The organism is Acidobacteriota bacterium (assembly GCA_028875575.1).
Classification (GTDB): domain Bacteria; phylum Acidobacteriota; class Terriglobia; order Versatilivoradales; family Versatilivoraceae; genus Versatilivorator.
The window spans coordinates 86,435-111,542 of sequence record JAPPDF010000003.1 but is presented as its reverse complement, the minus strand read 5'-3'; the positions used below and the strand labels follow the sequence as shown (position 1 = coordinate 111,542).

The following is a 25,108-nucleotide window of genomic DNA, read 5'->3' as shown; positions in this document are numbered from 1 at the left end:
TTGACAAAAGGTGCGCCCCTGTCCATGATGGCGATGGGTCGGGAAGATGCCGGCGTTCGGCCGAACCGCAATGGGAATGCCTCAAAACCCTTTTATAATCAACCCTTCCAGGCACGAGCAGCCTACTGGGACGCAGCGCCTGACCCTGTTCCAAAAACGTTGGGCGCGGCTGCTGCCGGTGTTGCTGGCCGCGGGACCTCTGTCGGCCGCGCTGCTGTCAACCTCCTCCCTGTCCGATTCCGATTCAGTCGAAAACGGCGCCGGGCAATGCGCCGCCTGTCACCAAGAGATTGCGTCCAGGCAACTGGCCAGCGACCACGCCCATACCATGATGAAAGTGGAAGACTTCCCGGAACTGATGCAGGCGCTGCCTGTCGAGCACATGGACCAGGCCGGCGGGATCAGATATCGGATCGAACGCTCCGCGGCACCGCGGACGGGGGTGGACCTGGTGGCCCGGATGGGAACGCGGGAGGAGAGACTGCGCCTGCTTTGGGGAGTGGGAGCCGGCAGAAAGGGAATCACCTTTATCGGCCAGAGTGACCAGGGTGCATTCGGGCAGAGCCGGGTGAGCTGGTACCAGAAGATCGGCAAGCTGGATGTCACCACCGGGCTGGAAAAGCGCCCGGTCGACGCCTATGACGCCTTGGCGGGCTGGCTGAACCCGCACGAGAGCGCCCATTGCCTGAGCTGCCACATGACCCGCAACCAGAACACCCCTCCCGACTCCATCCCGGAGGCGGATGCCGGCGTTCACTGCGAGCGCTGCCACGGCTCGGGCGAGCAACACATCCAGGCCATGGCCGAGGACAGCGGTAATCCCTCCCGCGGCATCGACAATCCCGGCCGCCTGGGAGCGCTGGAGCAGGTCTACTTCTGCGGCGCCTGCCACGGCATCCCCCCGGGTGGCGCCGACCTGAGGGCCCTGGGCCATTCCATGGCCATGGATCACAGCGTCCGCTTCCCGGCCGAGCGGCTGGTGCTCAGCCGCTGCTACAACGAAAGCGGCGGCCGCCTCAAGTGCACCACCTGCCACGACCCCCACGAGAACCTGGCCGCCTCCTTCGATGGCAACTGCCTGAGCTGCCACGGCAGCCAGGTCGGATTCGCCGTCCCCTGTCCCCAATCGAACAACGACTGCGTGCGCTGTCACATGCCCCAGGAGACCGGCTTCATGACCCATTCGGCCTTCGCCGACCACTGGATTCGGGTCGTGCCGGCTTCCGATTGAGCAAAGACCGATTTTGTGTTTACCGACTCGCTGTCATCTCCAGCCGCTTGTGACGCACAACTTCCATGAGACGGGCGTGGTCGGCCCTTTTTCGACACGCGGGAACTTTCGCTTTACAGTTCGTCTCTTATAAGAGACAATCACTCCGTGAACGTACTCTACACGGGCACCTTCGAGACTTGGCTCAAAAAGCTGCGTGACCAACGCGCCAAGGCCGCAATCGTTTCTCGAATTGAAAGAATGGAAGATGGCAACTTTGGCGACTACAGATCGGTCGGCGGCGCTGTCAGCGAACTGCGAATTAACGTCGGCAAGGGCTACCGGGCCTACTACACCATTCGAAGAAACGCAGTAGTGATCCTGCTTTGTGGCGGTGACAAGTCAAGTCAGCAGCGGGACATCAAACTCGCCCAGCAAATGGCTGCTGAACTCTGAGGAGGCACTATGAAGCTCAAGAAATTCGACGTGATCGATTTCCTCGACAGCGATGAGGCATTGATCGAATATCTCAACCTGGCGCTGGCGGAAAACGATCCCAAGTACTTTGCCAAAGCTCTGGGCAACGTCGCACGCGCCAAGGGAATGTCTTCCATTTCCGATGCAACCGGTTTGGGCCGACAGGCCCTGTATCGGGCTCTCTCCAGCAAGGGCAATCCACGAATCGACACGCTGTTCAAGGTTCTGGACACGCTGAACGTCCGCCTTGCCATCACTCAATAGGCACATCCGCAGCAACATCCATGTCTGCCTACGCGGATCAATCCGCCTTCGGGGGACGGTAGGTGGCAGACTGCCGGCTTCTCAATCGTTCAGCGGTCGCCAGCTCCCGCCGAGCCAGATCGGGTTGACCGTTGCGGCGATGGAGCTGGGCCAGCAGGTAGCGGGGAGCGGGTGCCTCGGGCGCCAGGTCGACGCACTTGCGGGCCGAGGCCAGAGCTTTCCCGGGCTGGTCCAGTGCCCGGTAGGTCTTGGCCAGGGCATAGTGAAGGTCGGGGGTTTCCGGGCTCTCCCGCTCGGCCGCAAGCAGGTGCCGGAGGGCCACCCTGGGCTGAGCCAACTGCAGCAGCAGGTCGCCCAGGTCCAGGCGGGCCATGGCGTTGTCGGGATAGTACTCGACTTCGGCCTGAAGTGCCTGGATGGCCTGGATTACCCGTCCCATCTTCAGATGGAGCACCGCCAGATAGGAGTGGATCTCGGGAAAGCGGGGATCGGCCTCGGCCACCGCCTGGAATTGCTCCAGCGTCTCTAGGAATCGATTCTGATCGGTGTAGGCGCGCCCCAGGCGGACCCGCGCCGCCAGGAGGCCCCCGTCCAGCTCGACGGCTCGCTCCAGTAGCGTCAAGCCTTCCGCATCCACGGCCTCGCTGCGCGACATCCTTACCCCGGCGCTCATGCCTCGCCGGATGACGGCTTGATGCGACTGTTCCAGCAGGACTCGTCCCAATTGATAAAGGTATTCCGCCTTCCGGCCGTCCAGGGCCACGGCCTTCCGCAGATGGGCTTCGGCATCTGAAAACTGCTTCAGCTCGGCCAGGACGGCGCCGTAGAGGTAACGGTGCCCGGCGTTCTCCCCGTCCTCGCGCACAGCCTTTTCCGCGGCCAGCATGGCCAGAAGATACTCCTTGTTTTCATACCTCTGCCTGGCCTCCAGGTAGTGGGGTGATTCACCGGCGGCGACCGCCGCATTGCAGAGGCAGCCTGTCAAAAGGAATAGCAAAATCCGACTCATGGACCATAAACCGGTTGAGTTGCGCATCGCGGCCGGGTTCCGTAGTTCCGAAAAGCGCTTGCCCTGAAGCACCCCCGCCGCCGGGTGACGGGATACCGCTACAACGTCAGGCATGATTCGATGGTTTATTAACATCGATGCACAGGATGCACAGGATTATTTTGCGAGGACAGGGAGACTGCGGGACGAATTTTTTCAATAGGCTCGATTGCTTGTGGAGCTACTCAAGCTCTCCCCCTTCCTTGAGCCGATAGGTCCGGTTGACTCCAAGGTTCTCAAAGCTCTGGGTGGTCCCATCGGTCCAACGGACGGTCAGCTTGTTGACGGTCTCGAGCCGGCCAAGACCGAAGTGGACCCGGAAGTCGTGGGTGGATTCGTAGCTGGACCCGCCCCGGACCTCCCGCATCTGCTTTCCCTCCCCGGTCTCGAGGGTGACCCTGGCTCCGATGGCGCTGCGATTGGTTCGGGTTCCCTCCAGGGAAAGCATCAGCCAATTCCCCGCCTCGCTCCCCTTTTGATTCTTCAGGAGCCAGGGGACTCCGTCCAGGTTGTTGACGGCGACGTCGATATCGCCGTCGTTGTCGTAGTCGGCAAAGGCCACTCCCCGGCTGGACCAGGATTTGAGCTTGTCGAGTCCGGCCGACACTTCCTGAAACTTGCCGTCGCCCATGTTGCGAAAGACCTGGCTGCGTTGATGGAAGCTGGTGCCGATCTTGTATCCGTCCACCTGGGGAAACACGTGGCCGTTGGCGGCGAAGATGTCTTCCCAGCCGTCATGGTCCAGGTCCACGAATCCGGTGCCCCAGCCCACCATGGGCCAACTGCTGAAGGTCAGGCCTGCGCCCCGGGTCATGTCGCGAAATCTGCCCTGCCCCAGATTGCGGAAGAGCGTATTGTAGTCGTCCGAAAAATGGGTGATGTAGATATCCAGCAAACCGTCCCGGTCGTAGTCGCCGAAATCCACTCCCATGCTGCCCTGAGCCGTGCCGTCATCGCTGAAAGCAGCTCCGGCGAAGAGCCCAGTCTCCTCGAAGGTGCCGTCCCCCTGGTTGCGAAAGAGAAAATTGGCCATTTGGTCGTTGGCCACGTAGAGATCGAGGTCTCCGTCGTTGTCGTAGTCGCTCCAGATGGCCCCCAGGCCATAGGAGGGGGTCACCTCCGAGACACCGGCCGGCTCGCTCACGTCCCGAAAGGTGCCGTCTCCGTTGTTGCGGTAGAGGATGTCGGAATCGCCGACCATCCCCAGGGGTCCGCACTGCACCGTAATGCCCCGGTAGTGGCAATCCATGGGGTCGGGGTCCTTGTAGTCGAACTGGACCGTGTTGGTGACGTAGAGATCCACCCAGCCGTCGGCGTCGTAGTCGCCGAAGGATGCGCTCACCGCCCAGCGGCCGTCTCCCACCCCGGCCGTGGCGGTCACGTCGCTGAAGGTACCGTTCCCGTTGTTCCGGTAAAGGGTGTTGGAGCCGTAGTTGCAGACGAACAGGTCCACCCAGCCGTCGTTGTCATAGTCGCCGGCGGCCACTCCCATCCCCCAGTGGGGATTCCCGACTCCTGCCTTGTCGGTCACGTTGGCAAAGGTCCCGTCGCCGTTGTTGCGGTAGAGCGCGTTGGAGACCGTGCGCTTTCCTTGAACCAGCTCCTCCCAGCGGCCTCCGTTGACCAGATAGAGATCCATCCAACCGTCCCGGTCGAAGTCGATCCAGGCCACGCCCCCGCTCATGCTCTCCAGGATGTACTGCTTCTCCGGGCTGCCGCTGAAGTGCTGAAAATCCAGCCCCGCTTCGGCCGCCACGTCCTCAAAGACCAGCGAGGGCAAGGCAGGCAACGATTTGTCCGAGCGGGACAAGTCGTTGGCGAACATCCCCGACAAGGCGGTCAGGCAAGCAATCAGGCTCAGTGCTATCGGCTTGTTCATCACTTGGATTGGAGCAAACTGCCTGCAGGAGTCGCCGGAAGTGGTCACTACGCGGAAAGCGACTATATCATCGCCTACTCTGAGTTGATTTTAGCACGGATCGCGACTGATCCCGGGGCGGCAGCCTCTTGTTCGCACATGACACTGGAATTGCAGAATCAGGATCACTAAGATAGGGCCAGTGATCGATGGGTCGTGCCGTCCTCTCGTTGCATTGCCGATGTTGAGCTCAAACTTTCGCCGGATGAGAGGCAAAGTGATGACTAGGATCATCGTGACTTCGGCGGCCGGGTTCCTGCTTCTTGCCGGAGCCACCCGGGCTTTGGCAAGGGATCCCGCCGCTCACGTCTCTCACCTTCAAGCCGGCACCGTCAGGTATGTCAAGGGCAAACAGCTTCTGCTTGCCGGCGGGCAGGGGGTGCCCGCTGAAATCGCAATCGGCCACCGATTGGAGGCCAGGGACATAGTCCGGACAGGCCGCGGGGACCGTCTCGAAATCATGTTGCATCCGGGCGGTTTCCTGCGTCTGGCCGACCAGGCCCGACTGGAAGTCCTCGACACGGCATACCGGAAGATGCACTTCCGCGTTTCGGAGGGAACGGTCGTCGTCGACTCCAGACGCTTCAAAGGCCGTCGCCACGCCTTCAGGCTGTCAACCCCTGCCGGGGACCTGGAGCTTCTCAAAGACGGGTTTTATCGAATTGAAGCCAAAGACCCGTCATCACTGGAAGTTGCCGTTCACTCCGGCAAGTTGAACTGGCTGAAGCGAGACGGACAATCGTTCAACCTGACCCATGGCAATCGGTACGTTCTACGAAGTGCTTCAGAAAACACTCCGGCCGTGGCCGAGCTGGGCAAGCACAGCCGCGATCACCTGGACCCTTGGGGACAGGTGCGTTCGGCCTTTCTGTTGAACAGCTTTTGGGGAAGACCGCCCCAATATTCGTTCGCGGGCAGCAACCGCTGGCTTTTGACCGCCGGTCACAAGTTGAATGCCGGAGGGCAGCTGAGGACCCTGGAGAATGGTCGCGCGGAACTGCTCCTGAATCCGGGCAGCTACTTGAGGCTCGCCGAAAGCAGCCTGGTCCGATTCATCAGGACGGGTTACGCGACCATGAAGTTCGAGATTCTACGCGGGGAAATCATCCTGGAATCCGCCGCCTTCAATCCCGCCATCCACTCGTTGTCCATATCGACTCCAGCCGGCGATTTTCAAGTGGCCGCCAAAGGGCTGTATCGCCTCAGCCTCGAGCCCCGGTTACGCGTCTCGGTCTACAAGGGGGCTTTGGAATGGATGGGGAACAACCGGAAGAGGCGACGGCTTGAAGCCGGCAGGAGCTACCAGGTCGAAGCGGCATCCTCCAAGCTTCAGTCGGGAAAGCTGAGGAAGCGGGACGACCTCAACCAATGGAGCAAAGAACGAGCCCAACAGTTGGCCCAGTCCAACTCACGGCTCTCAGCCCGATTGCGCCGGTCGGCCTACCCCAGCTTCGGCTACCAGAACCGAGGAGGATGGGTACTCGGCAGTCGGTCCCAAGGGTTTACCTTCGTGCCCTTCGATTCCAAGCCCAAGTCCCCCTATGGATTTCGCTACGGCAACGCCCTATGGATCAAGTCCCGGGACCTCGGGGAAATACGCAACGGTCGAAGGCAGGAGTCAGTGGGGCAGGACGAACACGATCGCCAGTTGCAGGACAATCCCGCAAATCGCGCGCAAATGGGGATAGGGAGGTGGAACAACTGATGTCCATCGCCATCGGCCTGCGGGCGCACCCAGGGCCGGCCGGGAAATCGGCCGCGCTGCACAGGAACCTGGCTTCCTGCTTTCTCTCGGTCGCGGTTTCAACGATCTTCCTTTCGGTGGTCCCCCCCCGCGCACAAGCCACCGACGAATCGGGCTTTGTGGGTTCGAGCCAGTGCGTGCAGTGCCACCGGGAGATTGCCGAAGTCCAGTTGGAGAGCGGGCACCCTCTGACGTTGCGGCGAGTGCGCTCCATTTCCCGGTTGCTGGAATCGGTGCCCCTGGAGTTCTCCGACCCGCGCAATCAGGTGGCCTATCGGATCGAGCGGTCTCCCGACCCCGAGTTCACCCTCGACCTGGTGGCTGCCAGGGACGGAGAAGTCGACCGCATGCACCTGCTTTGGGGCATGGGGGCCGGGAGGAAGGGCATCACCTTCGTGGGCATGACCGATGCCGGCGCCTACGGCCAGAGCCGGGTAAGCTGGTATCAGTCCACCGGGGGGCTGGACATCACCACCGGGTTGGAGGACCCGGTCGACAATGCCTACGACGCCCTGGCGGACTGGATGAGTCCGCCGCAACGAGAGCACTGCTTTGCCTGCCACACCACCCGGAACGCCGACCTGCCGCCTGAAAAAATGGAGACTGCCTCGGCCGGCGTCCACTGCGAACGTTGCCACGGACCGGGGCAAGAACACGTCCGGGCCATGACCCGAGGAGATTCCGATCCCGCCGCCACCATTGGCAACCCCGGCAAGATGCCGGCTATCGAGCAGCTCTATTTCTGCGGCGCCTGCCACGGAGCGCCGCCGGGAGGCAGCGACCTGCAGGCGCTTGCCAGGTACATGGTCGACAAGGAGGTGTCCCGTTTCCCGGCCCAGCGCCTGGTGTTGAGCCAGTGCTACAGCGAGAGCCGGGATCAACTGAAGTGCACGACCTGCCACGACCCGCACGAGAGCCTGGTGCAAACCCCCACCTCCTACGATTCCAAGTGCCTGGCCTGCCATGGAGGCGATCACGCCACGGCTTCCGGATGCAAGGTGGCTGCCAGCGAATGCAGTTCCTGTCACATGCCCTTTGTAGAGGGCTTCATGACCCACTCGGAGTTCGCCGACCACTGGATACGCATCGTCGCCGAAAAGAAACCCTGAATGCCTGGAGCCCGTGGGACTGAGGATCACTAACGCCCTATGAACAGGCCGCTCGCAGCCAGCAACACAAGATGGATCCCGCAGGAAGAGGGGGCGAGCCGCCTGTCTTGGAAGGAGTTGTTCCGTCCATTGGCCGTTCCGGCGCTTGCCGTTGTCCTTCTCTGGGCGGTCCAGCTCGGAGCGCAATCGGCGGACTACCTGGAGGCTAAAGAGCGGTATGAGCGCAAGGAGTATCTGCTGGCCATGCTGGCGGCTCAGAAAGCCGTGCAGCAGGACGGTGAGAACGCCGGATACCGGCACCTGTACGGCATGACGCTGCTGCAGCTCAATCAGTACAGCGACGCCGAACCCGAACTGCGCAAAGCCCTGGCTCTGGACCCCTCCAAAGCCGACTTCCACTACGGCGTGGCGGCTCTCATACTCCAGCAGCGGAGCGAAACCGAAGACCCGACCGATCCCATGGGTATGGGCGCCAGAAACGAGACCAGCGAGCCGGTGGAAGAGGGCATGCGGCTCCTGGAGAAGGCCCTGCAACTGGACCCCAACCACCTGAAGGCCAGGATGCACCTGGGGCGCACCTACCACCAGCAGAACATGAGGAGCAAGGCTCTCCGCCAGTTCGAGGCGGTGGTGGCCAGGGATCCCCGCTACGCCTGGGCTCACTACCACCTGGCCGCCATTTACCTGGACGCCGGGATGTTTCGGGAGGCACTGCAAGCCTTGCAGCAGGAGGTGGAAGATCACCCTGACGCCGGCCAGGCCCGCCTGGAGCTGGCGGACCTGCTGCTGCAACTCGGAAAACCCAAGCTGGCTCTTTCCCAGTTGACTGCCGTCTCCCCCGAGAGCCAAACGGTCTCGCTCCCCGATCTCCACTTCGGTCTGGCCAAGGTCTATCGCAGGCTCGGACAGCTCGACAAGGCCATTGCGGCCGCCCGGCGGTCCATCCGGCTCCTCCCCGACAATCCGGTGGCTCACCGCCTTCTGGGAAGACTCTACAGAGATGCCGGACAGTCCGAACAGGCCCGGCAGGCGCTGGAGAGCTACCGGGAGCTGAAGGAGCGGATCGAGCGCTTTGCTCGATGATCCTTGCCGGATGGGGTTCCCGAACCAGGACTATAGGCCGTGTTCTCCCATGAGGCGTTTGCAAGATGAGGCAGGGGAGCGTTGCCGGGAATGGCCACAAAAGGCACAAAATAGGCAGAACATGACGTTTACCGGGAAATTGACCGGCGCCACTGCAAATTTGCAAGAGACTCGGATGTTTCTTTTCGCGGCAAACCAATTTGGAAAGAAGAGGTGAACAGGATGATCGAACCAGGACCAAAGGGTAGTTGGAGCCGGAAAATGAACCTGATTCCGGGAGCCGGCATCTGTCTGGCCTTGGCGGGAGTCCTGTCCTGTTCCGGGCCGGTGCCGGCCCCCCAGGCCAACTGGTCGGACGCCAAGAAGGCCCGGGTGGAAGCAGCTGCCAGGCAGCGCCGCATCATCTTCAATGACGACAGCTACGAGCTGTCCCGCGACGATGCCGGCACTCCGGAAGGATTCCTGAAGCGCCGGCTGCAACCTCTGGCCGGAACCCAGGTCGATACCATTTCCTGGTCCATCCTGGGGGGGTGGGCCGACGCCCCGGTGTACGACAGCAAGATCCAGCCCATCTACGGCGACGCCCACGGGGGGCCGCCCGCCTATTGGTCCAAGGTCACCGCCAACGTGAAGCGTTTGATCCAGTCAGGCCGCGGCCCCCTGCAGATCGTCATCGATTTTGCCCGATCTCATGGCATGGAGATCCTGGCCTCGGTGCGCATGAACGACGTTCACGACAGCTTCATCGGAGGCGGCCTGACCACCTGGAAGAAGGAACATCCGGAGTTTCTGGTTGATCCCCTGGGCAGGCTCACCTCGCTGGATCTCTATGTCACCTCCCAGGACTTCTCCCACCCGGAGGTCAGGCAGCGCAAGTTCGAGATCATCGAGGAGGTAGCCCGCCGCTACGACGTTGACGGCTTCGAGCTGGACTTCATTCGCCACCCGGTATTCTTCAGCCCGACCATGCAGGGAAAACCGGTGAGCGCCGACCAGGTCGAGATCATGACGGCCTTCATGCGCAGCATCCGCAAGCTCACCGACAGCCAGGCCGAGCGGCGGGGCCGTCCGCTGCTGCTGGCGACTCGAGTGCCCGACAGCCTCCAGCTGGCCCTGAACATCGGGCTGGACCTGAAAGGCTGGCTGGAAGAGGACCTGGTGGACATTCTGATTGCCGGAGGCGGCTATGCCCCCTTCAGCCTTCCCCTGGCCGAGTTCACGGCCGCGGCCCATCCCCACGGCGTGCTGGTCTATCCCTGCATCAACCAGAGCGCCGCCAACAACGTGTCCGGGGGAAGCTTCCTGGAGGGGGTGCGGGGCATGGCCAGCAACTGGTTCCGGACCGGCGCCGACGGTGTCTACCTGTGGAACCTGGGGACGCCCTTCGAGTACAAGACCGGTCAGGACCTGGTCGAGACACGCCGGCGGTCCTACGCCTGCCTGAGCGATATCGGCGAGCCCAGCACCCTGGCGGCCAGGAACAAGCTGTTTTGCGTGGACAACCATACCGGTGGAGTGATCGACTACTACGCCCATATCTCCAGCTCTCGGCCGCTGCCGGTAAGCCGGGAGGGAGCCATAAAGTACGGAGTGGTGGGAAGGGTTCCGCTGGCGGTTGGGGACGACCTGGCCTCGGCCAAGGAAAACGGAACGCTCGAGACCATGAGGCTGGTGCTGGATGTGAGGAGCGCTGCTCGGCCGGATGCCGTGGTCTGCCGGGTAAACGGCAAGGACCTGACCGGCGGACAATCGACCGTCGTCGACGCCGGCAAGGGCGAGTATCGGGTGAGCTATCCCGTGGATGCTCCCCCCCTGCGGCAGGGAATGAACACCGTGGTGCTGGCCCTCAAGGGCTCACGCCCCAGGCCGGGGGCCGTCAGGCCGGAGCAGTTGCCCGGAATGGCTGCCTGGGCGCAGTTTCATGGCGTGCGGCTGGAGGTCAACTACCGATCGCAGTGATGGACGGGAGAGCACGAATGCCTGCGACACCAAACACCAGTCAACTGGCGGCCCGGTTTCAGGAAGACGGGTTCGTAGTGGTGAAGGGATTCCTGAACGCCGAGGAATTGAAGCGGACGGAGCGGGAGATCGACCGCTACATCACCGAAGTCCTACCCACCGTCCCCCGGATTCACGTGGTCTATGAATCGGGATGGAGCGGGCCGCTGAAACAATTCTCCAGAATGGAGCTCTATGATAAGTACTTTCAGCAAGCGCTCCAGCGGCCGGCCACCCTGGATCTGCTGGGCGCCTGCCTGGGAGAGCCGGTGGAACCCATTACCACTGAAGTCTTTTACAAACCCGCCCGAGTCGGCTCGCCGGCCCTCTATCACCAGGAGAACGCCTACTTCAATTACCTCCCCCCCTACGGATTGGTGATGTGGATCGCCCTGGATGAGACCACCCTCGAAAACGGAGCCGTCCATTTCGTCCGCGGCAGCCACCGGCTGGGGGAAATCCCCCATGTCCAGACGGGACTGCCCCTGTTCACCAAGGCCCTCTCCGAACCTCCCGACCCCGAACTCTATCCGGAAGTCCCGGCGCTGCTCCAACCGGGAGATGCCTCCATCCACCACTTCCTCACCATCCATCGCAGCGGCCCCAACAACACCGATTCCCATCGCCGGGGATTCGTGCTCGACTACCGCGGGCGCAGCACCGAAGTCAACCAGGAAGCGTCGCGGAGCCACGAAGCCTACCGGAAGCGCATCTACCGCAAAGCGGGAGCCCTGTAGCCCGCGTTTCCAATTGGGAAAATTGCTGCCCCCGCCTACGCGACTCGGGCTTTTACAATACGCTTTCCAATGGGCTTACGCCCAACGGCCACCTGCTGCCGCGGCTTCGCCGCTCGAAAAGGAAGCCAGCTTGATTGGCGTTTTCTCGGGTACGAAACAACAATCCCGACGACGACGCTCGGCTCGAACCTCCGGCCTGTCGCCCAGCGTACTATTTCAACAAAAAAAGCACGTTCCCCTTTGCAGTGTTGTGGGTTAAGGGAGAGCTGCGAAGCTGCGGTTGACGTGGGTAGGCCACGCAAACGCTGGCTACAGGCCATCCTTATAGAGCTGCGAAGCTGCGGCTCAGGGTAGCCCCGGGCGGTAGCCCGGGGTCGTATCGATTCTGCGCCAACCCAGCCGCGTATGCGGCGAATAGGAAGCACCCGTTCGGAAACGCATATCCTCCCCAAACAAACACCGCCCCACGCCACGATCACCCGCTGCTGACGCCTGCGCAGCTCGACACCAGCACCCAAATATCCAATGGGCTTACAGCTCCCGGGGAAGCGACCCGCCACAAGTCACCAACCCTCAGAACTCGTCCGAGAGGCCGTTCTCTTCATCAATCAGATAGTGCCGGTCGGCAGGCAGGTCGCGAAATTCCTGCACGACCCCGCTGGGCCATTTCACCTGCACCCTGTCGATTCGCTCGGCGCCCCCCAGGCCGAAGTGAGCCCTGGGGTCGCTGGCCGAGAAGATGCCCACTGTTCGCTTGATCTCCCGAACCTGGCGGAGCTCGCCGGAGACCACCGTGATGCGGGCGCCGATGCCGTCACGGTTACTTCGGCTCCCCCTGGCGCGAAACATGACCCAATGGTTGGGGCCGGCGCCTTCATGCCTGAAGAGTTGGGGAGTCCCGTTGAGGTTGCCGATGATGAAGTCGATGTCTCCGTCATTGTCCAGATCTCCGAAGGCCATTCCCCGGCCTAGCAGCTCTTTCTGCAGATCCGGTCCGGCCAACTTCCTCACATCCCTGAAGGTTCCGTCTTTTCGGTTCAGGTAAAAGGAAGAAGGCTGATAGTAGCGGTCGGCCCAGCCGGCCGTCAGCACCAGCGCATACACGTGGCCGTTGGAGTGAAAGATGTCTTTCCAGCCATCATGGTTCAGGTCAAAAAATCCGGCCCCCCAGCCGACCAGCATCCATTCCGGCTGGCTCAACCGGGCCTGTTGGCTTACGTCCTCGAACAGGAGTTGCCCTCGATTGTGGTAGAGCGTGCTGTAATCGTCAGCGAAGTTGGTCACAAACAGATCCATACGCCCGTCGTTGTCATAATCGGCCGCGTCCACCCCCATTCCAGCCTGGAAACGCCCGTCGGCGTCGGTCGCCAGGCCGCTCAGAAAACCCATTTCGCTGAAGGTTCCGTCTCCCTGGTTGACAAAGAGCTGATTGGGCGTGCTGTCGTTGGCCACGTAGAGATCCGGGTCCCCGTCGCTGTCCAGATCGGCCCACACCACCCCAAGTGAGTAATAGCGGTTTTTTACGTTCAACCCCGCCGCCTCGGTGACGTCCGAGAAGGTTCCGTCTCCGTTGTTGCGGTAGAACCGATTGGCCGCCCCGTCCAGACCGATTGGACCGCAAAAGGCCGGAACTCCCCGATAGTTGCAGATGGGCTTCGATCCCGGCGGCGGCAGACTATCGAAGTTGTAGCGAACATAGTTGCAGACAAAGAGATCCAGATCCCCGTCCAGATCGTAGTCGCCAAAGGCGGAAGAGGAGCTCAACCCGGTGTCTCCCACACCGGCCTGGGCGGTGACGTCCTCGAAGGTGCCGTCTCCCCGGTTCCTGTACAGAATGTTGGCCTGCAAGTTGTTCAAGTAGATGTCCACATAGCCGTCGTTGTCGTAGTCCCCCAGTGTAACTCCCATCCCCCAGGCCGGTCGGGTCAGACCCGCCTCACGGGTCACCTCCTTGAAGGTTCCGTCTCCCTGGTTGCGATAGAGCGAGCCGTGCGGATTGTCTCCCTTGCGGAATCGTTCCAGGGTGGACCCCTGAACCATGATCAGATCCAGCCGGCCATCGTTGTCGTAATCGAAGAAGCCGGCCCCGCCCCCCTTGGCCTCGAACAAGTAGGGCTTGGTCTTCTCGGGACCGTTGATATGGAGAAAATCGATGCCGCTGGAACCGGTGACGTTGGTGAACCGGGGAACCGGGTCCGCCCAAAGGAGCCCCCCGGCCGAGAGCACCACAGACAACCCAAGCCAGACCCACATGGCTTTGCAACAGAGGACAGCAATCGGCCCCGAGGCGGTGGAAGCAGCCGATCGCAGCCCGCCTGTTTCACCGGACCGCCAGGTACAGGATGGGAACCATCTTGTCTTCAAGGTCTTAAAGCCGTTTTGCTTTTCTTCGTGTGTCTTGGTGGTCCTTCGTGTCCCTTCGTGGACAACTCTTTTCGGTCCGCCATGGAAAACTCTTTCCGCACCCTCATGGCCTCAGCCGGCCCCTTCCCTCCCGGTCGCGTATCTTTTCGAACCGATCCATCTGCTCCCGAGCATCCCGGGGGCGCCCCGTCTCCAGATAGAGTCGGGCCAGCAGATAGTAGGCGTCCGGGAACTTGGGGTTGAGGTCGATCCCTTGCAGCAGCGCTTCGATGGCCTTGGCCGGTTGCTGCAGCCTCCGGTAGGTCTTGGCCAGGAAGAAGTGGAGTTCCGCCTGGTCCACCTTTTTGCCCCGGAGCGCCTGCAAATGGCCGGCAACCTCATCGGTGCGGCCCATTCTCAGCAGGGCCTTGGCCAGGTGAAAACGAGCCTCCGCATGTTCCGGATGAGACCCCAACTCCGATCTGAAATGCTCCACGGCCTCACGGTCCTTGCCCCGCCTGAAAAGGAGTCTCCCCAGCCCGAATTGAACCGCGGGATATCGGGGATCGGCCTCTGCTACCGCCGTAAACTGCTGTAAGGCCAGACTGTCGAGATTGAGTTGAAGGCAGTAGACATTGCCCAGCAGGAGACGGGCCCGTAAATTGCCGGGCTCGACGACCGCAACCCGCTCCAGAGCGTCGGCTGCCGGACGATACTTGTTGTCCCGCAGGAAAAGAACGGCCAGTTGGAAGTGGGCCCTGGCCAGATCGGGCTCCAATTCAACGGCTCGGCGCAACGAAGCCACGGCATCGCTGAACTGATGCAGGGCGCTGTAGATATCGCCTTGAAGGAGATGGTAGCTCGCCTTGTCGTCTTCCGCAGCTACGGCTTGCTGTATCCAGACCAGGGCCTCCAGGTAACGCTTGTCCCGATAGCTCGCCAGCGCCTTGCGATAGCCCTCCGACTGGGCAAGAAGCTGGGGGCCAACCCACAGAACAACCATGGCCAGGACATGCAACAGAGCCGGGACCCGCCTGATCATGCAGCCTCGCAATTCCGAATCTTGGTTCTGAGACAAAACACAGGGAGGCAAGCAGGACCCGTTTACTCGGCCAGGCCCAGGGGATAGTCGTTCCGCTGGCTCAGCAGGCGATCGAAGGCCTGTTGCCGAAGGTTGCCGCGGCCATCGAACAGGACGGCAGATCCGTTTGAGGGCCGGTGTTGCCGCCCGTCTCGGCGCCAGATCTCCAGGGCTTTGAGACGGGCCTGAGCCCGCCGCTGAGGAGAGTCCACGTAGTCGTACCGGAAGTCGCTGAAACCGGGCAGTCGCCGGAGCGAACGATAGGCGATGAACCTCACGGCATCGTAGGGATCCTCCAGCAACTGGGCCAGATAGGGGGCCATCCAGCCCGAACCGGAGGCGGCCCTGGCCGGTTCCCACCCCAGACTCCAGGCCATGAGGGCCCGCTGGCCGGCATCGCCCTTCAGGGTCCAGAGCACCGAGGCCGCGACAGTCTCCTGTTCCTTGGACAGTTTGGGCTTGGGTACCCCGTACCACTTCTGAAGGTTCCGGGCCGCCCAGCCCAGGGTCTTGTCCAGGTGGCACTGGTTGCAGGCGTTGGGCCGGCCCGTTTCCAGGCTGGCAGCCACCGTGGGGCTGCTGATCTGATGGCTGCGAATAGCCTTCAGCAGGGCGTAGGAGGTATGAGGCATGTGGCAGTTGTAACATTCACTGCCGGGGGACCCCGGCTTGTGATGGGTGTGCTCCTCCAGCCTGGACTCTAAGGCTGGGTGGCACTGCAGACAGGCCTGATTGGTGTCCATCCGCGGTTGCAACTGGTCGTTGGCCCATGACTTCAGAGACCGGGGATCGTCGGCTGTCTTGTGGAGGCGGTGGCAGGACAGGCAGGACATCTGACCCATCTGGTAACACCCCGATTCCAGAAGTCCGCTGTACTCCCTCCCGGCCGTCCGAACCATTCCATCCGACCAGAAGACCGACTCCAGAAACCGTGGCTGAGCCTTCAGAAAGTCTTCCATCTGGGGAGCGCCCCGACTTTGCTGGTACCGGATCAGGAAGCGGCTGTCGTTCAGATCCTGTCCCGGCCTGTAGGAAAAGCCGTGGTTCAACCACTGGACCAGTTCCTGACGGTCACCAAAGGTAAAGACGCTGTGGCACTGTCCGCAGACCTGGGAGGAGCGGTCGTGGGACAGCTTGCCGGGATTGACGATATTCAGCTCGAGTTTGCCGCTACGGTAGGCTTCCAGGCTCCCCGGCCGGCTCATGACCTGGACGTGCCGCGCCCCCGGACCGTGGCAGGCTTCGCAGGCGATGCCAAACTCCGCCACCTGGGTGTCCATGTGGTCCTGAGTCGCTACCCGGGGTCGGCCCAGAGTGGTGTGGCACTGCAGGCAAGCCTGGTTCCAGCGCCCCGGCTGAGTGGAAATCCGGTGTGAAGGCGGCATGAGAAAGGTTGACTTCTCGGGGATCCAGCGGCCTTCCTGGATGGCGTAGACAAAGGGAAACAGCTCCAGCTTGCGCGTGGCGCCGCTGGAAAACCAGTACATCTGGAAATGGTGCGACCCCGTGGTCAGGACGATGCGCCTCTTGATGCGCCCCATGGACGGGTGGGGCATCTCCGCCCATATCCGATCCCCTTCTCGCTTCAAATGGTAGGTCTGGCCCTCCAGCTTCAACTCCACCTGCTCGATGGGTATCGCCAGAGCTTCCGGGGTCGCGACCTGGGTCATGGTCCGGTGGTAGGAGGCGTGCCAACTGGCGTGGTTCTGCGGGTGGCACCTTTGGCACTCCCCGGATGAGACGTATCCGTAATCCAGGACCTGTACCGGCCGACCCTGCTCCTGAACCGGGGCCTCCCGGCCCAGGGCCGTGCCCGACCACAGCAGGGACACCAGCGCCAGCGTTATGCGAATCGTTCCCATGGGTCCATCAGGCTGCGGGACGTTCCCGCACCGGGCGTTTCCATATTCTGCCGAGGCGAATTGCGGCAGGCGCTTGCTGAACTTCCACTATGGCGATTATGGCACACTGTCCCGGCCGGGCCCAAGACAAGCGGTGGGGCGCGGAGCGGCTCCCCAACGGGAGACCGTGGTCTTGAGTAGAGGGTGTGGGTTTGGCGGTTTCAAGAAAAGGGAATGCGTAACGGCACAGATCTTATAATTTGCCGCCTTCGCGGCGTCAGCGGATGACCGTGGCGTGGGGCGGCGTTTCTTTGGAGAAGCAATGCGCTCCCGGACGGGTGCTTTCTATTCGCCGCATTCGCGGCTGGGTTGGAGCGGAACCCAAACGACCCCGGGTTGACACCCGCGGCTACCCTGAGCCGCAGCTACGCTGCTCTAAAAGGATGGCCTGTAGGGAGCGGCTCGTTGAAAACTCACGTCAACCGCAGCTACGCAGCTCTCCCCTAACCCACGACACTGCCAAGGGATAGGATTTTCTAATTGACTATACCAGGGAGCCGGGCTAGCGCCGTCCTCAGGGCTGCAGGACTCGCAGTTCCGAAGCCACCCGCAACAAAGCCTGCCGGGCTTCCGCTCCGCTTGCGTATCCGGATTTCTTCAGTCGGGCGAGGCTTACGTGGGCGCCTTCGTTGCGCCCACCGCTTCCGAACCACCACACGCCCAGGGGCTTGAATCTTCGAATGTCCTCCAGGTCCATCCGCCAACTTTGTTCCAGGGCAATCGGCAATGGCCACCGGCTTCCCCAGGTCATGACGCCTCGGGGCAGATAGAACACCTGGAGCCCTTCCCGCTTGGGATGGTCGATGCAGAGGTCCATCATGCCGTAGCGGTGGTTCCACTTGTCGTACTCGTAGGTGGTGGCGACCCAGTGGGGAAAGCGCCGTTGGAACTCCTTCAGATTGACGGCCTGACCCAGGGTGTAGGATGACGAGCCCGTTTCGCAGATCATGGCCAGGTCCCCCCGAAAACCCCTGGCCCGCACGGCATCCTCGACGGCCCCGAGCACCTTCAGGCGTGAATCGGTGGTGTAGTCCCGCCAGTCCGGCACATCGAAAGACCGGGGATTGAAAGGGTGGCCCAGTTCCGCAAATGGCGGTCGCCCGTTTCCCTTGGCCCATCGATCATAAAGCGAAATTCGGCGGGGATTCTCGACTCCGGCTCCTTCAAGCTCCACCTGCAGGCCACCGGCGCCCGGGAACAGTTCCACCAACTCCTCGTAGATCTGCACGATGCGCTCGGTGATGCCAGGAGTGTCCGTGTCGAACAACCCCACCTCGACAGGCAGATCGAACCCGTTCAATCGGGTGTAAGTGCGGTAGGGATCGGCCCGAAACCTGGAGGTGTCGAAATAGGTCACCGCGCCTCCCAGCCAGACCTTGATCCCCCGCTTGCCCGCCTCCTCAATGGTCCGCTGCAGCAGGGAGTTGTCGGAGGCGATGACGGGGTTGTCGGGAGCCTGATCCTGAAACGGGAGGCGGGACCGGTAACCCGTGGTCAGCCACTTCACATAGATCATCAGCGAGTTCATGTCCGCCGCGGCCATGTCGTCGAGCAGCGAAAGGTAGTCTTCCAGCCGGAAAGACTCCATCCCTCCGGCACCCGGGGTCGTATAGTCCCAAAAGCCGTGCTCCTTCAAGAAACCATCCTGATTCCCGGTGGCCTCCCGGCCCTCCCCTTTCCGGGCAAACAGCCATGCCGGGGCGGTGGTGGAAGCAGCCAGGAACTCTCTCCGTTTCATGGGAACCCTCCGGTCAACTCTCTGGCAGTGTTTCTTCGTGGCCCATCGTGGTTCTTCGTGCCCCTTGGTGGAAGGCTCTTTTAAATTCCTTGGTGCTCTTGGTGGATCCCCTTCGTGGATATCCTTGTTGTCCCTACGGCAGGTGGCAGGCCGCGCAGCTTTCCTCGAAGGTGTGGCAGGTAAAGCAGGAGCGCAACTGCAGGGTGGCCAGGTCGGCGTGGGCTCCGGCCTTGAAGAGTCCAAGCGGAAGGTGGCTTCTGGGAACCTGGTTGTGGCATCGCGAACAGGTGTCGGCCGTGTGGCAGACAGCACACGCCTGGCGATCCAGGGCCGCCTGCTTTCCGTGGATGGCATCGCGCCAGCGCGGCGTGTGGGAAAGGGGCCGCATCACCTGGTGGCAAGCCGCGCAATCCCCTCCCCTGCGAACGGCAGGGGAAACATGGGTGTGGCAAACGAAGCACTTGGCATTCCCAGCCGAGGCTTCCTCCTGGTGTTGTCTGCGGAAACCGGCGCTGTGAGACATGGGCTTGGCACTGCGGCTGTGGCTGGGAGGCAGGACCCCCTCCCGAGGCTCGAGATGGCAGGCCTGGCAGTCCTCCATCCTGAAATGGGACACCAACTCCTGTTGCCCGTCGTGGCAGGCCACACAGTCCAGGATGTCAGGATGGCTGAGATCGGCCAGGTGTTGACTCTGGGGGATTTCGAAGTGGCAGGTGACACATGAGATACGCTCGGCCCCATTGGGTCGCAGATGGGGCAAATGGGCGAATTTCAGGTTCACTGCCACCCCCGAGGGTTGGTGAGATCCCGCCAGCCACCGCTCCTTGCTGAAACCCGGGTTGTCCCGCTCGGCCGCGCCGTGGCACTGCCTGCAATCGGCGCTGGTGGACCGGGCTGTGAGGTTAGGCAGGATGTTGGGCTTGGAATGGCATGCGGCGCATTCAGTGTGACCGGGAAACCCGGCGAACACCCCCTCACCCTCAAACTTGTGACAGAAGGTGCAGTCGGCGCGAAACCCCGTAGCCGGGTCCAGGCGCTCCTTTTTGTCCAAGTGCTGCGCATGCGAGAACCGGAACAGGAGCGCCTGCGGCTTGCTGAACTCGGGATAGGGACGCAGGTCGTCCGAGCCCCTGGGCTGCAAGGAGGCATGGCACGCCTGGCACAGGCCGACACCGGGTTGGCCCTGAAAGTCCTCCTGATGGCAGGTGACGCATTGTGCGTGACCTGGACGGGCCAGGACCACCGATTCCGGTTGCTTCGGCACATGGCAGTCACTGCATTCCAGGCCCAGTTGACCCACGTGGTGATCATGCATGCGGTAGTCGGCCGGAGGGGCTCCGGCCTCTTTGCCGCCAATCTGTTCGGCCGCCAAGGCCACTGCAACAGCAGTCAGCAGCACTCCACCGATGAGTTGGGCCCGGCGCTTTCTGCTGGCGATGAATGCAAGCGTTTCCAAGTGCATCCGGCTCACTTTGCTCGACGAGACTCTGGCCGCGCCATCTTCTCCGGACAGTCAGAGCCTCCAGTCCAATCCCATGCGATAGGTTTGAAATCGTTGCAGGCTTGGCCTGAAGATGGTGAAGTCCTCATCCAGCCCGTAACGAAAGTATAGTCGGGTGCGGCGGTCCAGCCGAAACCAGGCCCCGCCGATGGCGCCCAGAACCTGGGCTTTGTCTATGAAAAAGAACCGATTCTGCAAGTCGATCTCTCGATGGTAACCCCCGAGGCTGAGTCCCAGTCGATCCTCGCCGAAAGAGCGGTTGACTTCAAGGCTGATGTCCCGAATGCGAGTCTCACCGGCGTTGCGCACTTCGTCGAAGCCCTGGGCTCCAAGCGGGCTGGGGCGATCGCTGCGGCGGCGGTGAAGCTCCAGCAGCACGGCTGTCCGTCGCAGAGGGAACAGCTTGAGATGGGCTCGATAGTCCTCGAACGAGGTGTCGAAGGGACCGGCATCGCTTTCCCGATTCAAGCGACGCACCCAGACGGCTCCCCCCACTGTGGCCGCCTCTAAAATTTGCCGGTGGGCCTCGACCGAAAACTGGCGGTGGGGCGAAATGACGCCGAAGTTCATTCGTCTCAGGCGATTGAATGAATCCCGGTCTCTGACCCAATAGGTGTAATCATAGATGAAGTCATGTTCGGACAGCTTCTGGGCAAAGGTGAACCTTGCTCCCGTACGCCCGTCGGCAGGCAGGTAGCTGAGATGAGCGCCAAAGTCGACCGGCCTGGAACCTACCGCTTTATAGTGAGTTCCCGCCAACCAGGAGGGCTCCAATGGCTTGCTAAAAACCAATCGGTGGATCCCTTTCACATGGAACAGGCCCTGGTACTCAAAGCTGCCGCCTCCCGGAAGCCGAAAACCGAGGCTTCCGCCGCCGATGGCCCGTTGCAGTGGGTTGGAGAAGTAAGTAAAGCGCCGTCCTCCGAAAAGGCTTACCCGGTACTTCGGCCGATCCAGGGCAAACGAGAATCCGTCCACCGTCGCCATCTCGGCCCCGTAGATGTTCTGCCGACCCAAACGCAGCGTCGAATCGGAAAGAGTCCCCTGCCTGGTCAATCCGTTCAACTCGACGACACCGCTGGTCAGCTCAAACAGCCGATTTCGGGAAAAGGTATTCAGCACCGACCGGGCGGGAGAACCGATGTCCAGGGCCGAAAGGTCCTGGCGATAGCGGAGGGAAAAGTTGGTGTTGATTCGCGGTGAGAGCCAACCACGGGTTCCCCAGTTCATTGACGAGTAAAAATGGCCGGAGTGAGGCTGAAAGGCTCCGGGAAAGGGAATGGCCGCGGGATCGGCCACCGGTCCCGGTTCACGGTCGACGACGCCGGTCAGGGTGGGCCTGCCGCTGAAGGTGGCCTGCTGGTGAACATATTCGGAACGGGTGTTATAGAAGAAATGATCGGCAAAATCTCGAGCGGCGCTCTTGGGAGCCGGAGCTTCCGGGGAGACCAGGAGGCTGCGGGTGCCCTCACGGGCAGGACTGCCCAGCAAGTCATTCCAGGCATCTTCGATGGTGAGCCGGGAGGACTGGGAGTAGGCAAGCAGGCCCATGCCGACCACTGCTGCAGGTAATGTGAGGTAGCGCAGCGCCATGCCGGCTCGCCAGACCCTTACGGACCAAACCCTGCTTGGCGGCAAATCCTTAATCCGCGGCCACAAGCTGGCCGATGACTCGATGGTTGTCCGGACGACTCGTCCAGGACGGTATTTGGAGGGCAGTTTCTGGCGCCGGCCGAACCCGTGCAAAGGGCTATCCTCTCCTTCCGCTGGAGGCGTCCTCGTCCACCATGAACTCTCCTTCACTCGCCGGCCGATGTGCCCAGGCGTGCTCTCAATTGCTCCATGCGTCGTTGGGCCAGGGGAATCCTCCAGGGGTAGACATCGCTATGCCAACGGGTGGCCTTGAGATACTGATCGAGCGCAAACAGCGCCTCCGGATGGTTGTTCAACTTCCCCTGAATCCTTGCCAAATTCCAATGGGCATGGGCATTGTTGGCCTCGTCACCTGTCAGGCGGCGGGTCAGTTCGGTGACGGGTGAAAGGGCCAGCTCGGCCTTCAGCGCACCGACCGCTTCCTGGTAAAGGGCTTGCCTGGCCTGGGGATCGGAGGCCTCGTCCCCCAGTATTTCGTAGGCTTCGCCTATGAGCGCGTTTACTTCCAGCCGCTGCGGGTCGATGTCGGTCACCTGGCGGAAGAGCTCGATGGCCTGCCTGGTGTCCTCATGGAGCAGAAGATATCCCAGCCTGAGACGTGGGGTGAAGAGGCAGGGGGCCGGAGTGAGCTGCTGGAACTCAAGGGTGGTTGACGGCAAAGTCTTCACAATCTGACAGGTGCCGTTTTCCGGGTTGTTGCGCTCAATGGCGGCGCGGTAGTCCTGAATGGCTCCTTCTCGATCTCCCAGATCGTCCTGGCGGTGGATCCCTCGTTGCATGAACTCCCAGGCATCCACCGGCTGATCGATGCCCAACAGCTCGTAGTCGACCTTCCCCTCGAAGTAAAAGGGATTCCGGTCCAGGTAGTTGGGGTTGCGCTTCGGTCCGCCGGGTTGACCGTTTTGCGACCAGGCTTCTCCGTAGCCGATCCAAAGGGAGAGGGCCGCGATCAGCAATCCCAGGATGGCCAGTAGCTGTATTTCCCTTCTGATCATGGTGCCTCCAGGTCGATGGTGAGGCCCGCCGAAGCAATGCCGCGCACGTTCACCAGGAGATCGTCGATGAGCTTCTCGTCGATCAGGTGGTAGTCCCGTCCCCCCGGACCCTCCGCGCTGGTGGTTCTGGCCATGAAGCGCAGAAACAGGGGCGGAAAGTGAAGGAAGTTGACCTGGGCGTGGACATGCAAGGGCGACTCCAGTTCTCCAACCCCCAGCAGTTGCAGTTCCTCCCGGGTCGGGAGCACCACCTCATAGGCGTAGGTTCTGGGCTGCAACGGGGGCAGCGAGCGATAGTTGTCGACCGAGTTCGCCAGGACCGCGCTGAAGGTCTCCTCCATGTGAGGCCGGGTCAAACGAATAGGATCGCCCTGCTCGTTGAAACGCCCCAGGCTCTCCCCGGGCAGGAAAACCCGGGTCAACTCGTTGCGCCACAGCACCAGGCCGCTGGGTCTGCCGAAAAAGATTCGGGCGTCGGGCCCGTTGTCCGGACCCGACTGAAACACCTGATTTCGATGTCCGTTGGTGAATTGCCCCACACGGTAGACGGCCGCTGGATGCCCGGGGTCGACCACGGCATGAAGGTGCTCGGGATCTTCATCGTCCAGGTTCCCATCGGGAGCCATCTCGCCCACCTCCGGGTGGGGCTTGTCTACCACATACCCGGACTGGTAGAGGAGGAAACCTCTGTTGTCCCGGATGGAGAGCTGGATGTAGGCGGTTCGTTCCTGGGAGAAACCGGCCGGAAATCGGTGGCCGGTCAGGGCGACGGCAGTCACCCTGACCATTAGGGGACGCCCGAGGTGCGCGGTGCGGTCCGACTTGTCCAGATCGATTCGAACCGAAGCCTTCAAGAGATCCTCGCGCCGCTGCGCCAGCGACAGCGGAATCCCGTACTCATCCGTTCCCGGCTCGTTGACATCCGGATAGTCCTGTCCCAGACGCGCCCGCAACTCATCCGTCCTCAGAATGGGCACATCCACTCCGGTCATGTAGTGGGTCACCACCGGCCGCTGCTGCAGGGGATAGTTCAGGTCCGTCGAAACGCCCGGCACGGCCGCGAAGTTCAAGGGGAATTGCCCCGGAGTGGGACTGGTGACTTCCAGCTCTCCCACCTGGTAGGTGCTTTCCTGGCCATAGGGGAACAGGGACATGTGGCAGTCCTGACAACGAATGACCCTGCCGAACGGGTTTTGGGTACTGTTGTAAGGGCCCGTCATCCACTCGGTGTTCAGGTTTTCGAGGCGGAAAAGACTGACACTCCGACTCTCGGGGTTCAGGCTGATTTCGCGGTGGGTCAAGGATCCCGATCCGTCGCCGGGAACTCGAACATCATGACAACTGCCGCAGAAGTCGCTGCTGCGCAGATAGCCGATTTGATCGGGGTCTCGGCTGGCAACGTGAAAGTTGTCCTTGACCGGCGCCGGAAAGAGAAAGGGACCGATCTTGCTGATGGTTGGGAGCAATTCGAAGCTGGAATTGGCAAGACCGTCGCGGTTGGGGCTGCGGTCCAGGTCCGGGGCGGTGATGTCATGACAGACGTCGCAGTTGATTCCCTGGGCGCCCAGGGAAGGCTTGGCCCCGGGGGGCGCCGGTCCACCGATTTCCTCCGGCAGGATCTGTCGATTGGAGCTGTCCACGAAATGGAAATCCCGCAAGGGACGAATCAGATCGGGACGAAATTTTCCGCCCACTCCTTCCAGCTCGGGTATTTCCCTTTGCTCCGGATCCTCCCCCATCAATACGATATGAGGGGCATGGCATCCGATGCAGAAGGCGGCCTGAACCTGGTTGATGTGAGTAAAGGTGTCGGCGCTGTTCATGTTGGTGTTCAGCGGCTTTCCCTGACCGGCCACTCCGGTGACGTCGATGGCGGTGATCTTGTTGCTGTCTCCGTAGACCGGCCTCAGTCGGCCTCCGCTCAGGAAGTTTCCGGACAACTCCAAGGCGTTGAACACCGAGCTGACGCTTCGGTAGCCGGACTTGACCGAGCTGCGCAACTCGTCGTACTGGCGCCGGTGACAGGGGAGACAGGCTTCGGCGCGCTGGTAGGGTTGAGGCCGTAGCGAGGGCTGGTGAGGGTTGCCGACCGGACTCTGCGCCTGCATGGGCAGACCGCAGAGCAACCAGAGAAGCAGTAGGCGCCGGGTTCGATGGACGATACGGCCGATATTCACCGGGTGGTTTCGGGACAAGAAGAGACAGGGGAGGCTTTTCGGCCTGCTCCCATCAAGCTCGTCTCGATGCTCCGCAACCGGAGCGCTTGAGAAGGGGATTGGCGTGGTGGGGAAGTGGGGGGAATCCAAGG

At 61.9% G+C, this 25,108-nt stretch carries 18 protein-coding genes; 8 read left to right on the top strand and 10 right to left on the bottom strand.

What is annotated here, in order from left to right; all coding sequences use genetic code 11:
• Positions 1-76 precede the first annotated feature (76 nt).
• The 3 genes from OXI69_01025 (at position 77) to OXI69_01015 (ending at position 1,951) form a co-directional block, all read left to right on the top strand.
• Positions 77-1,231, top strand: coding sequence for a multiheme c-type cytochrome (locus OXI69_01025; GenBank protein ID MDE2664712.1), 1,155 nt, complete (start codon positions 77-79; stop codon positions 1,229-1,231).
• Positions 1,232-1,378: 147 nt separating this feature from the next.
• Positions 1,379-1,666, top strand: coding sequence for a type II toxin-antitoxin system RelE/ParE family toxin (locus OXI69_01020; GenBank protein ID MDE2664711.1), 288 nt, complete (start codon positions 1,379-1,381; stop codon positions 1,664-1,666).
• 9 nt (positions 1,667-1,675) lie between these two features.
• Positions 1,676-1,951: a putative addiction module antidote protein gene (locus OXI69_01015; protein MDE2664710.1), complete on the top strand. Its 276-nt coding sequence runs from the start codon at positions 1,676-1,678 to the stop codon at positions 1,949-1,951.
• 37 nt (positions 1,952-1,988) lie between these two features.
• Here the strand turns inward: OXI69_01015 and OXI69_01010 are convergent, their stop codons facing one another.
• Together OXI69_01010 and OXI69_01005 are read right to left on the bottom strand one after the other, a co-directional pair.
• The gene (locus OXI69_01010) at positions 1,989-2,960 is read right to left on the bottom strand and encodes a tetratricopeptide repeat protein (GenBank protein MDE2664709.1); all 972 of its coding nucleotides are present in this window, start codon (positions 2,958-2,960) and stop codon (positions 1,989-1,991) included.
• Between the two features lie 220 nt (positions 2,961-3,180).
• Complete coding sequence (locus OXI69_01005) at positions 3,181-4,878, bottom strand: CRTAC1 family protein (GenBank protein MDE2664708.1); 1,698 nt, start codon at positions 4,876-4,878, stop codon at positions 3,181-3,183.
• Positions 4,879-5,137: 259 nt separating this feature from the next.
• Between OXI69_01005 and OXI69_01000 the strand changes: the two genes are divergently transcribed.
• The 5 genes from OXI69_01000 (at position 5,138) to OXI69_00980 (ending at position 11,588) form a co-directional block, all read left to right on the top strand.
• Complete coding sequence (locus tag OXI69_01000) at positions 5,138-6,622, top strand: FecR family protein (protein MDE2664707.1); 1,485 nt, start codon at positions 5,138-5,140, stop codon at positions 6,620-6,622.
• The gene (locus OXI69_00995; GenBank protein ID MDE2664706.1) at positions 6,610-7,770 is read left to right on the top strand and encodes a multiheme c-type cytochrome; all 1,161 of its coding nucleotides are present in this window, start codon (positions 6,610-6,612) and stop codon (positions 7,768-7,770) included. Before OXI69_01000 ends, OXI69_00995 begins: the two co-directional genes overlap by 13 nt.
• Positions 7,771-7,899: 129 nt before the next feature.
• Positions 7,900-8,853, top strand: coding sequence for a tetratricopeptide repeat protein (locus OXI69_00990; GenBank protein ID MDE2664705.1), 954 nt, complete (start codon positions 7,900-7,902; stop codon positions 8,851-8,853).
• A 261-nt stretch (positions 8,854-9,114) separates the two neighbouring features.
• Positions 9,115-10,812, top strand: coding sequence for a family 10 glycosylhydrolase (locus OXI69_00985; protein ID MDE2664704.1), 1,698 nt, complete (start codon positions 9,115-9,117; stop codon positions 10,810-10,812).
• 17 nt (positions 10,813-10,829) lie between these two features.
• Positions 10,830-11,588, top strand: a complete 759-nt coding sequence (locus OXI69_00980; protein ID MDE2664703.1) for a phytanoyl-CoA dioxygenase family protein — start codon at positions 10,830-10,832, stop codon at positions 11,586-11,588.
• 573 nt (positions 11,589-12,161) lie between these two features.
• On the opposite strand, the gene OXI69_00975 is transcribed toward OXI69_00980, so the two are convergent.
• The 8 genes from OXI69_00975 to OXI69_00940 form a co-directional block, all read right to left on the bottom strand.
• Positions 12,162-13,841: a CRTAC1 family protein gene (locus tag OXI69_00975; protein MDE2664702.1), complete on the bottom strand. Its 1,680-nt coding sequence runs from the start codon at positions 13,839-13,841 to the stop codon at positions 12,162-12,164.
• Positions 13,842-14,055: 214 nt separating this feature from the next.
• Positions 14,056-14,973, bottom strand: a complete 918-nt coding sequence (locus tag OXI69_00970) for a tetratricopeptide repeat protein (GenBank protein MDE2664701.1) — start codon at positions 14,971-14,973, stop codon at positions 14,056-14,058.
• A 62-nt stretch (positions 14,974-15,035) separates the two neighbouring features.
• Positions 15,036-16,874: an ammonia-forming cytochrome c nitrite reductase subunit c552 gene (locus OXI69_00965; GenBank protein MDE2664700.1), complete on the bottom strand. Its 1,839-nt coding sequence runs from the start codon at positions 16,872-16,874 to the stop codon at positions 15,036-15,038.
• Between the two features lie 553 nt (positions 16,875-17,427).
• Positions 17,428-18,651 carry a hypothetical protein gene (locus OXI69_00960; protein MDE2664699.1) on the bottom strand — a complete coding sequence of 408 codons (1,224 nt, stop codon included), beginning with the start codon at positions 18,649-18,651 and terminating at the stop codon, positions 17,428-17,430.
• Positions 18,652-18,784: 133 nt separating this feature from the next.
• The gene (locus OXI69_00955; GenBank protein ID MDE2664698.1) at positions 18,785-20,113 is read right to left on the bottom strand and encodes a hypothetical protein; all 1,329 of its coding nucleotides are present in this window, start codon (positions 20,111-20,113) and stop codon (positions 18,785-18,787) included.
• Positions 20,114-20,164: 51 nt separating this feature from the next.
• Positions 20,165-21,745 (bottom strand): hypothetical protein, encoded by a 1,581-nt coding sequence (locus OXI69_00950; protein MDE2664697.1) that lies wholly within the window; start codon positions 21,743-21,745, stop codon positions 20,165-20,167.
• A gap of 206 nt (positions 21,746-21,951) precedes the next feature.
• Positions 21,952-22,800: a hypothetical protein gene (locus OXI69_00945; protein ID MDE2664696.1), complete on the bottom strand. Its 849-nt coding sequence runs from the start codon at positions 22,798-22,800 to the stop codon at positions 21,952-21,954.
• The gene (locus tag OXI69_00940) at positions 22,797-24,977 is read right to left on the bottom strand and encodes a hypothetical protein (GenBank protein ID MDE2664695.1); all 2,181 of its coding nucleotides are present in this window, start codon (positions 24,975-24,977) and stop codon (positions 22,797-22,799) included. The genes OXI69_00945 and OXI69_00940 overlap by 4 nt, the downstream gene beginning before the upstream one ends.
• Positions 24,978-25,108 lie beyond the last annotated feature (131 nt).

Coding starts and splice junctions, on each gene's coding strand:
- OXI69_01010 (MDE2664709.1), bottom strand. CDS start 2,960: ATGAGTCGGATTTTGCTATTCCTTTTGACAGGCTGCCTCTGCAATGCG.
- OXI69_00980 (MDE2664703.1), top strand. CDS start 10,830: ATGCCTGCGACACCAAACACCAGTCAACTGGCGGCCCGGTTTCAGGAA.
- OXI69_00960 (MDE2664699.1), bottom strand. CDS start 18,651: ATGAAACGGAGAGAGTTCCTGGCTGCTTCCACCACCGCCCCGGCATGG.
- OXI69_01005 (MDE2664708.1), bottom strand. CDS start 4,878: ATGAACAAGCCGATAGCACTGAGCCTGATTGCTTGCCTGACCGCCTTG.
- OXI69_00965 (MDE2664700.1), bottom strand. CDS start 16,874: ATGGGAACGATTCGCATAACGCTGGCGCTGGTGTCCCTGCTGTGGTCG.
- OXI69_00985 (MDE2664704.1), top strand. CDS start 9,115: ATGAACCTGATTCCGGGAGCCGGCATCTGTCTGGCCTTGGCGGGAGTC.
- OXI69_01015 (MDE2664710.1), top strand. CDS start 1,676: ATGAAGCTCAAGAAATTCGACGTGATCGATTTCCTCGACAGCGATGAG.
- OXI69_01000 (MDE2664707.1), top strand. CDS start 5,138: ATGACTAGGATCATCGTGACTTCGGCGGCCGGGTTCCTGCTTCTTGCC.
- OXI69_00950 (MDE2664697.1), bottom strand. CDS start 21,745: ATGGCGCTGCGCTACCTCACATTACCTGCAGCAGTGGTCGGCATGGGC.
- OXI69_01025 (MDE2664712.1), top strand. CDS start 77: ATGCCTCAAAACCCTTTTATAATCAACCCTTCCAGGCACGAGCAGCCT.
- OXI69_00955 (MDE2664698.1), bottom strand. CDS start 20,113: ATGCACTTGGAAACGCTTGCATTCATCGCCAGCAGAAAGCGCCGGGCC.
- OXI69_00970 (MDE2664701.1), bottom strand. CDS start 14,973: ATGATCAGGCGGGTCCCGGCTCTGTTGCATGTCCTGGCCATGGTTGTT.
- OXI69_00975 (MDE2664702.1), bottom strand. CDS start 13,841: ATGTGGGTCTGGCTTGGGTTGTCTGTGGTGCTCTCGGCCGGGGGGCTC.
- OXI69_00945 (MDE2664696.1), bottom strand. CDS start 22,800: ATGATCAGAAGGGAAATACAGCTACTGGCCATCCTGGGATTGCTGATC.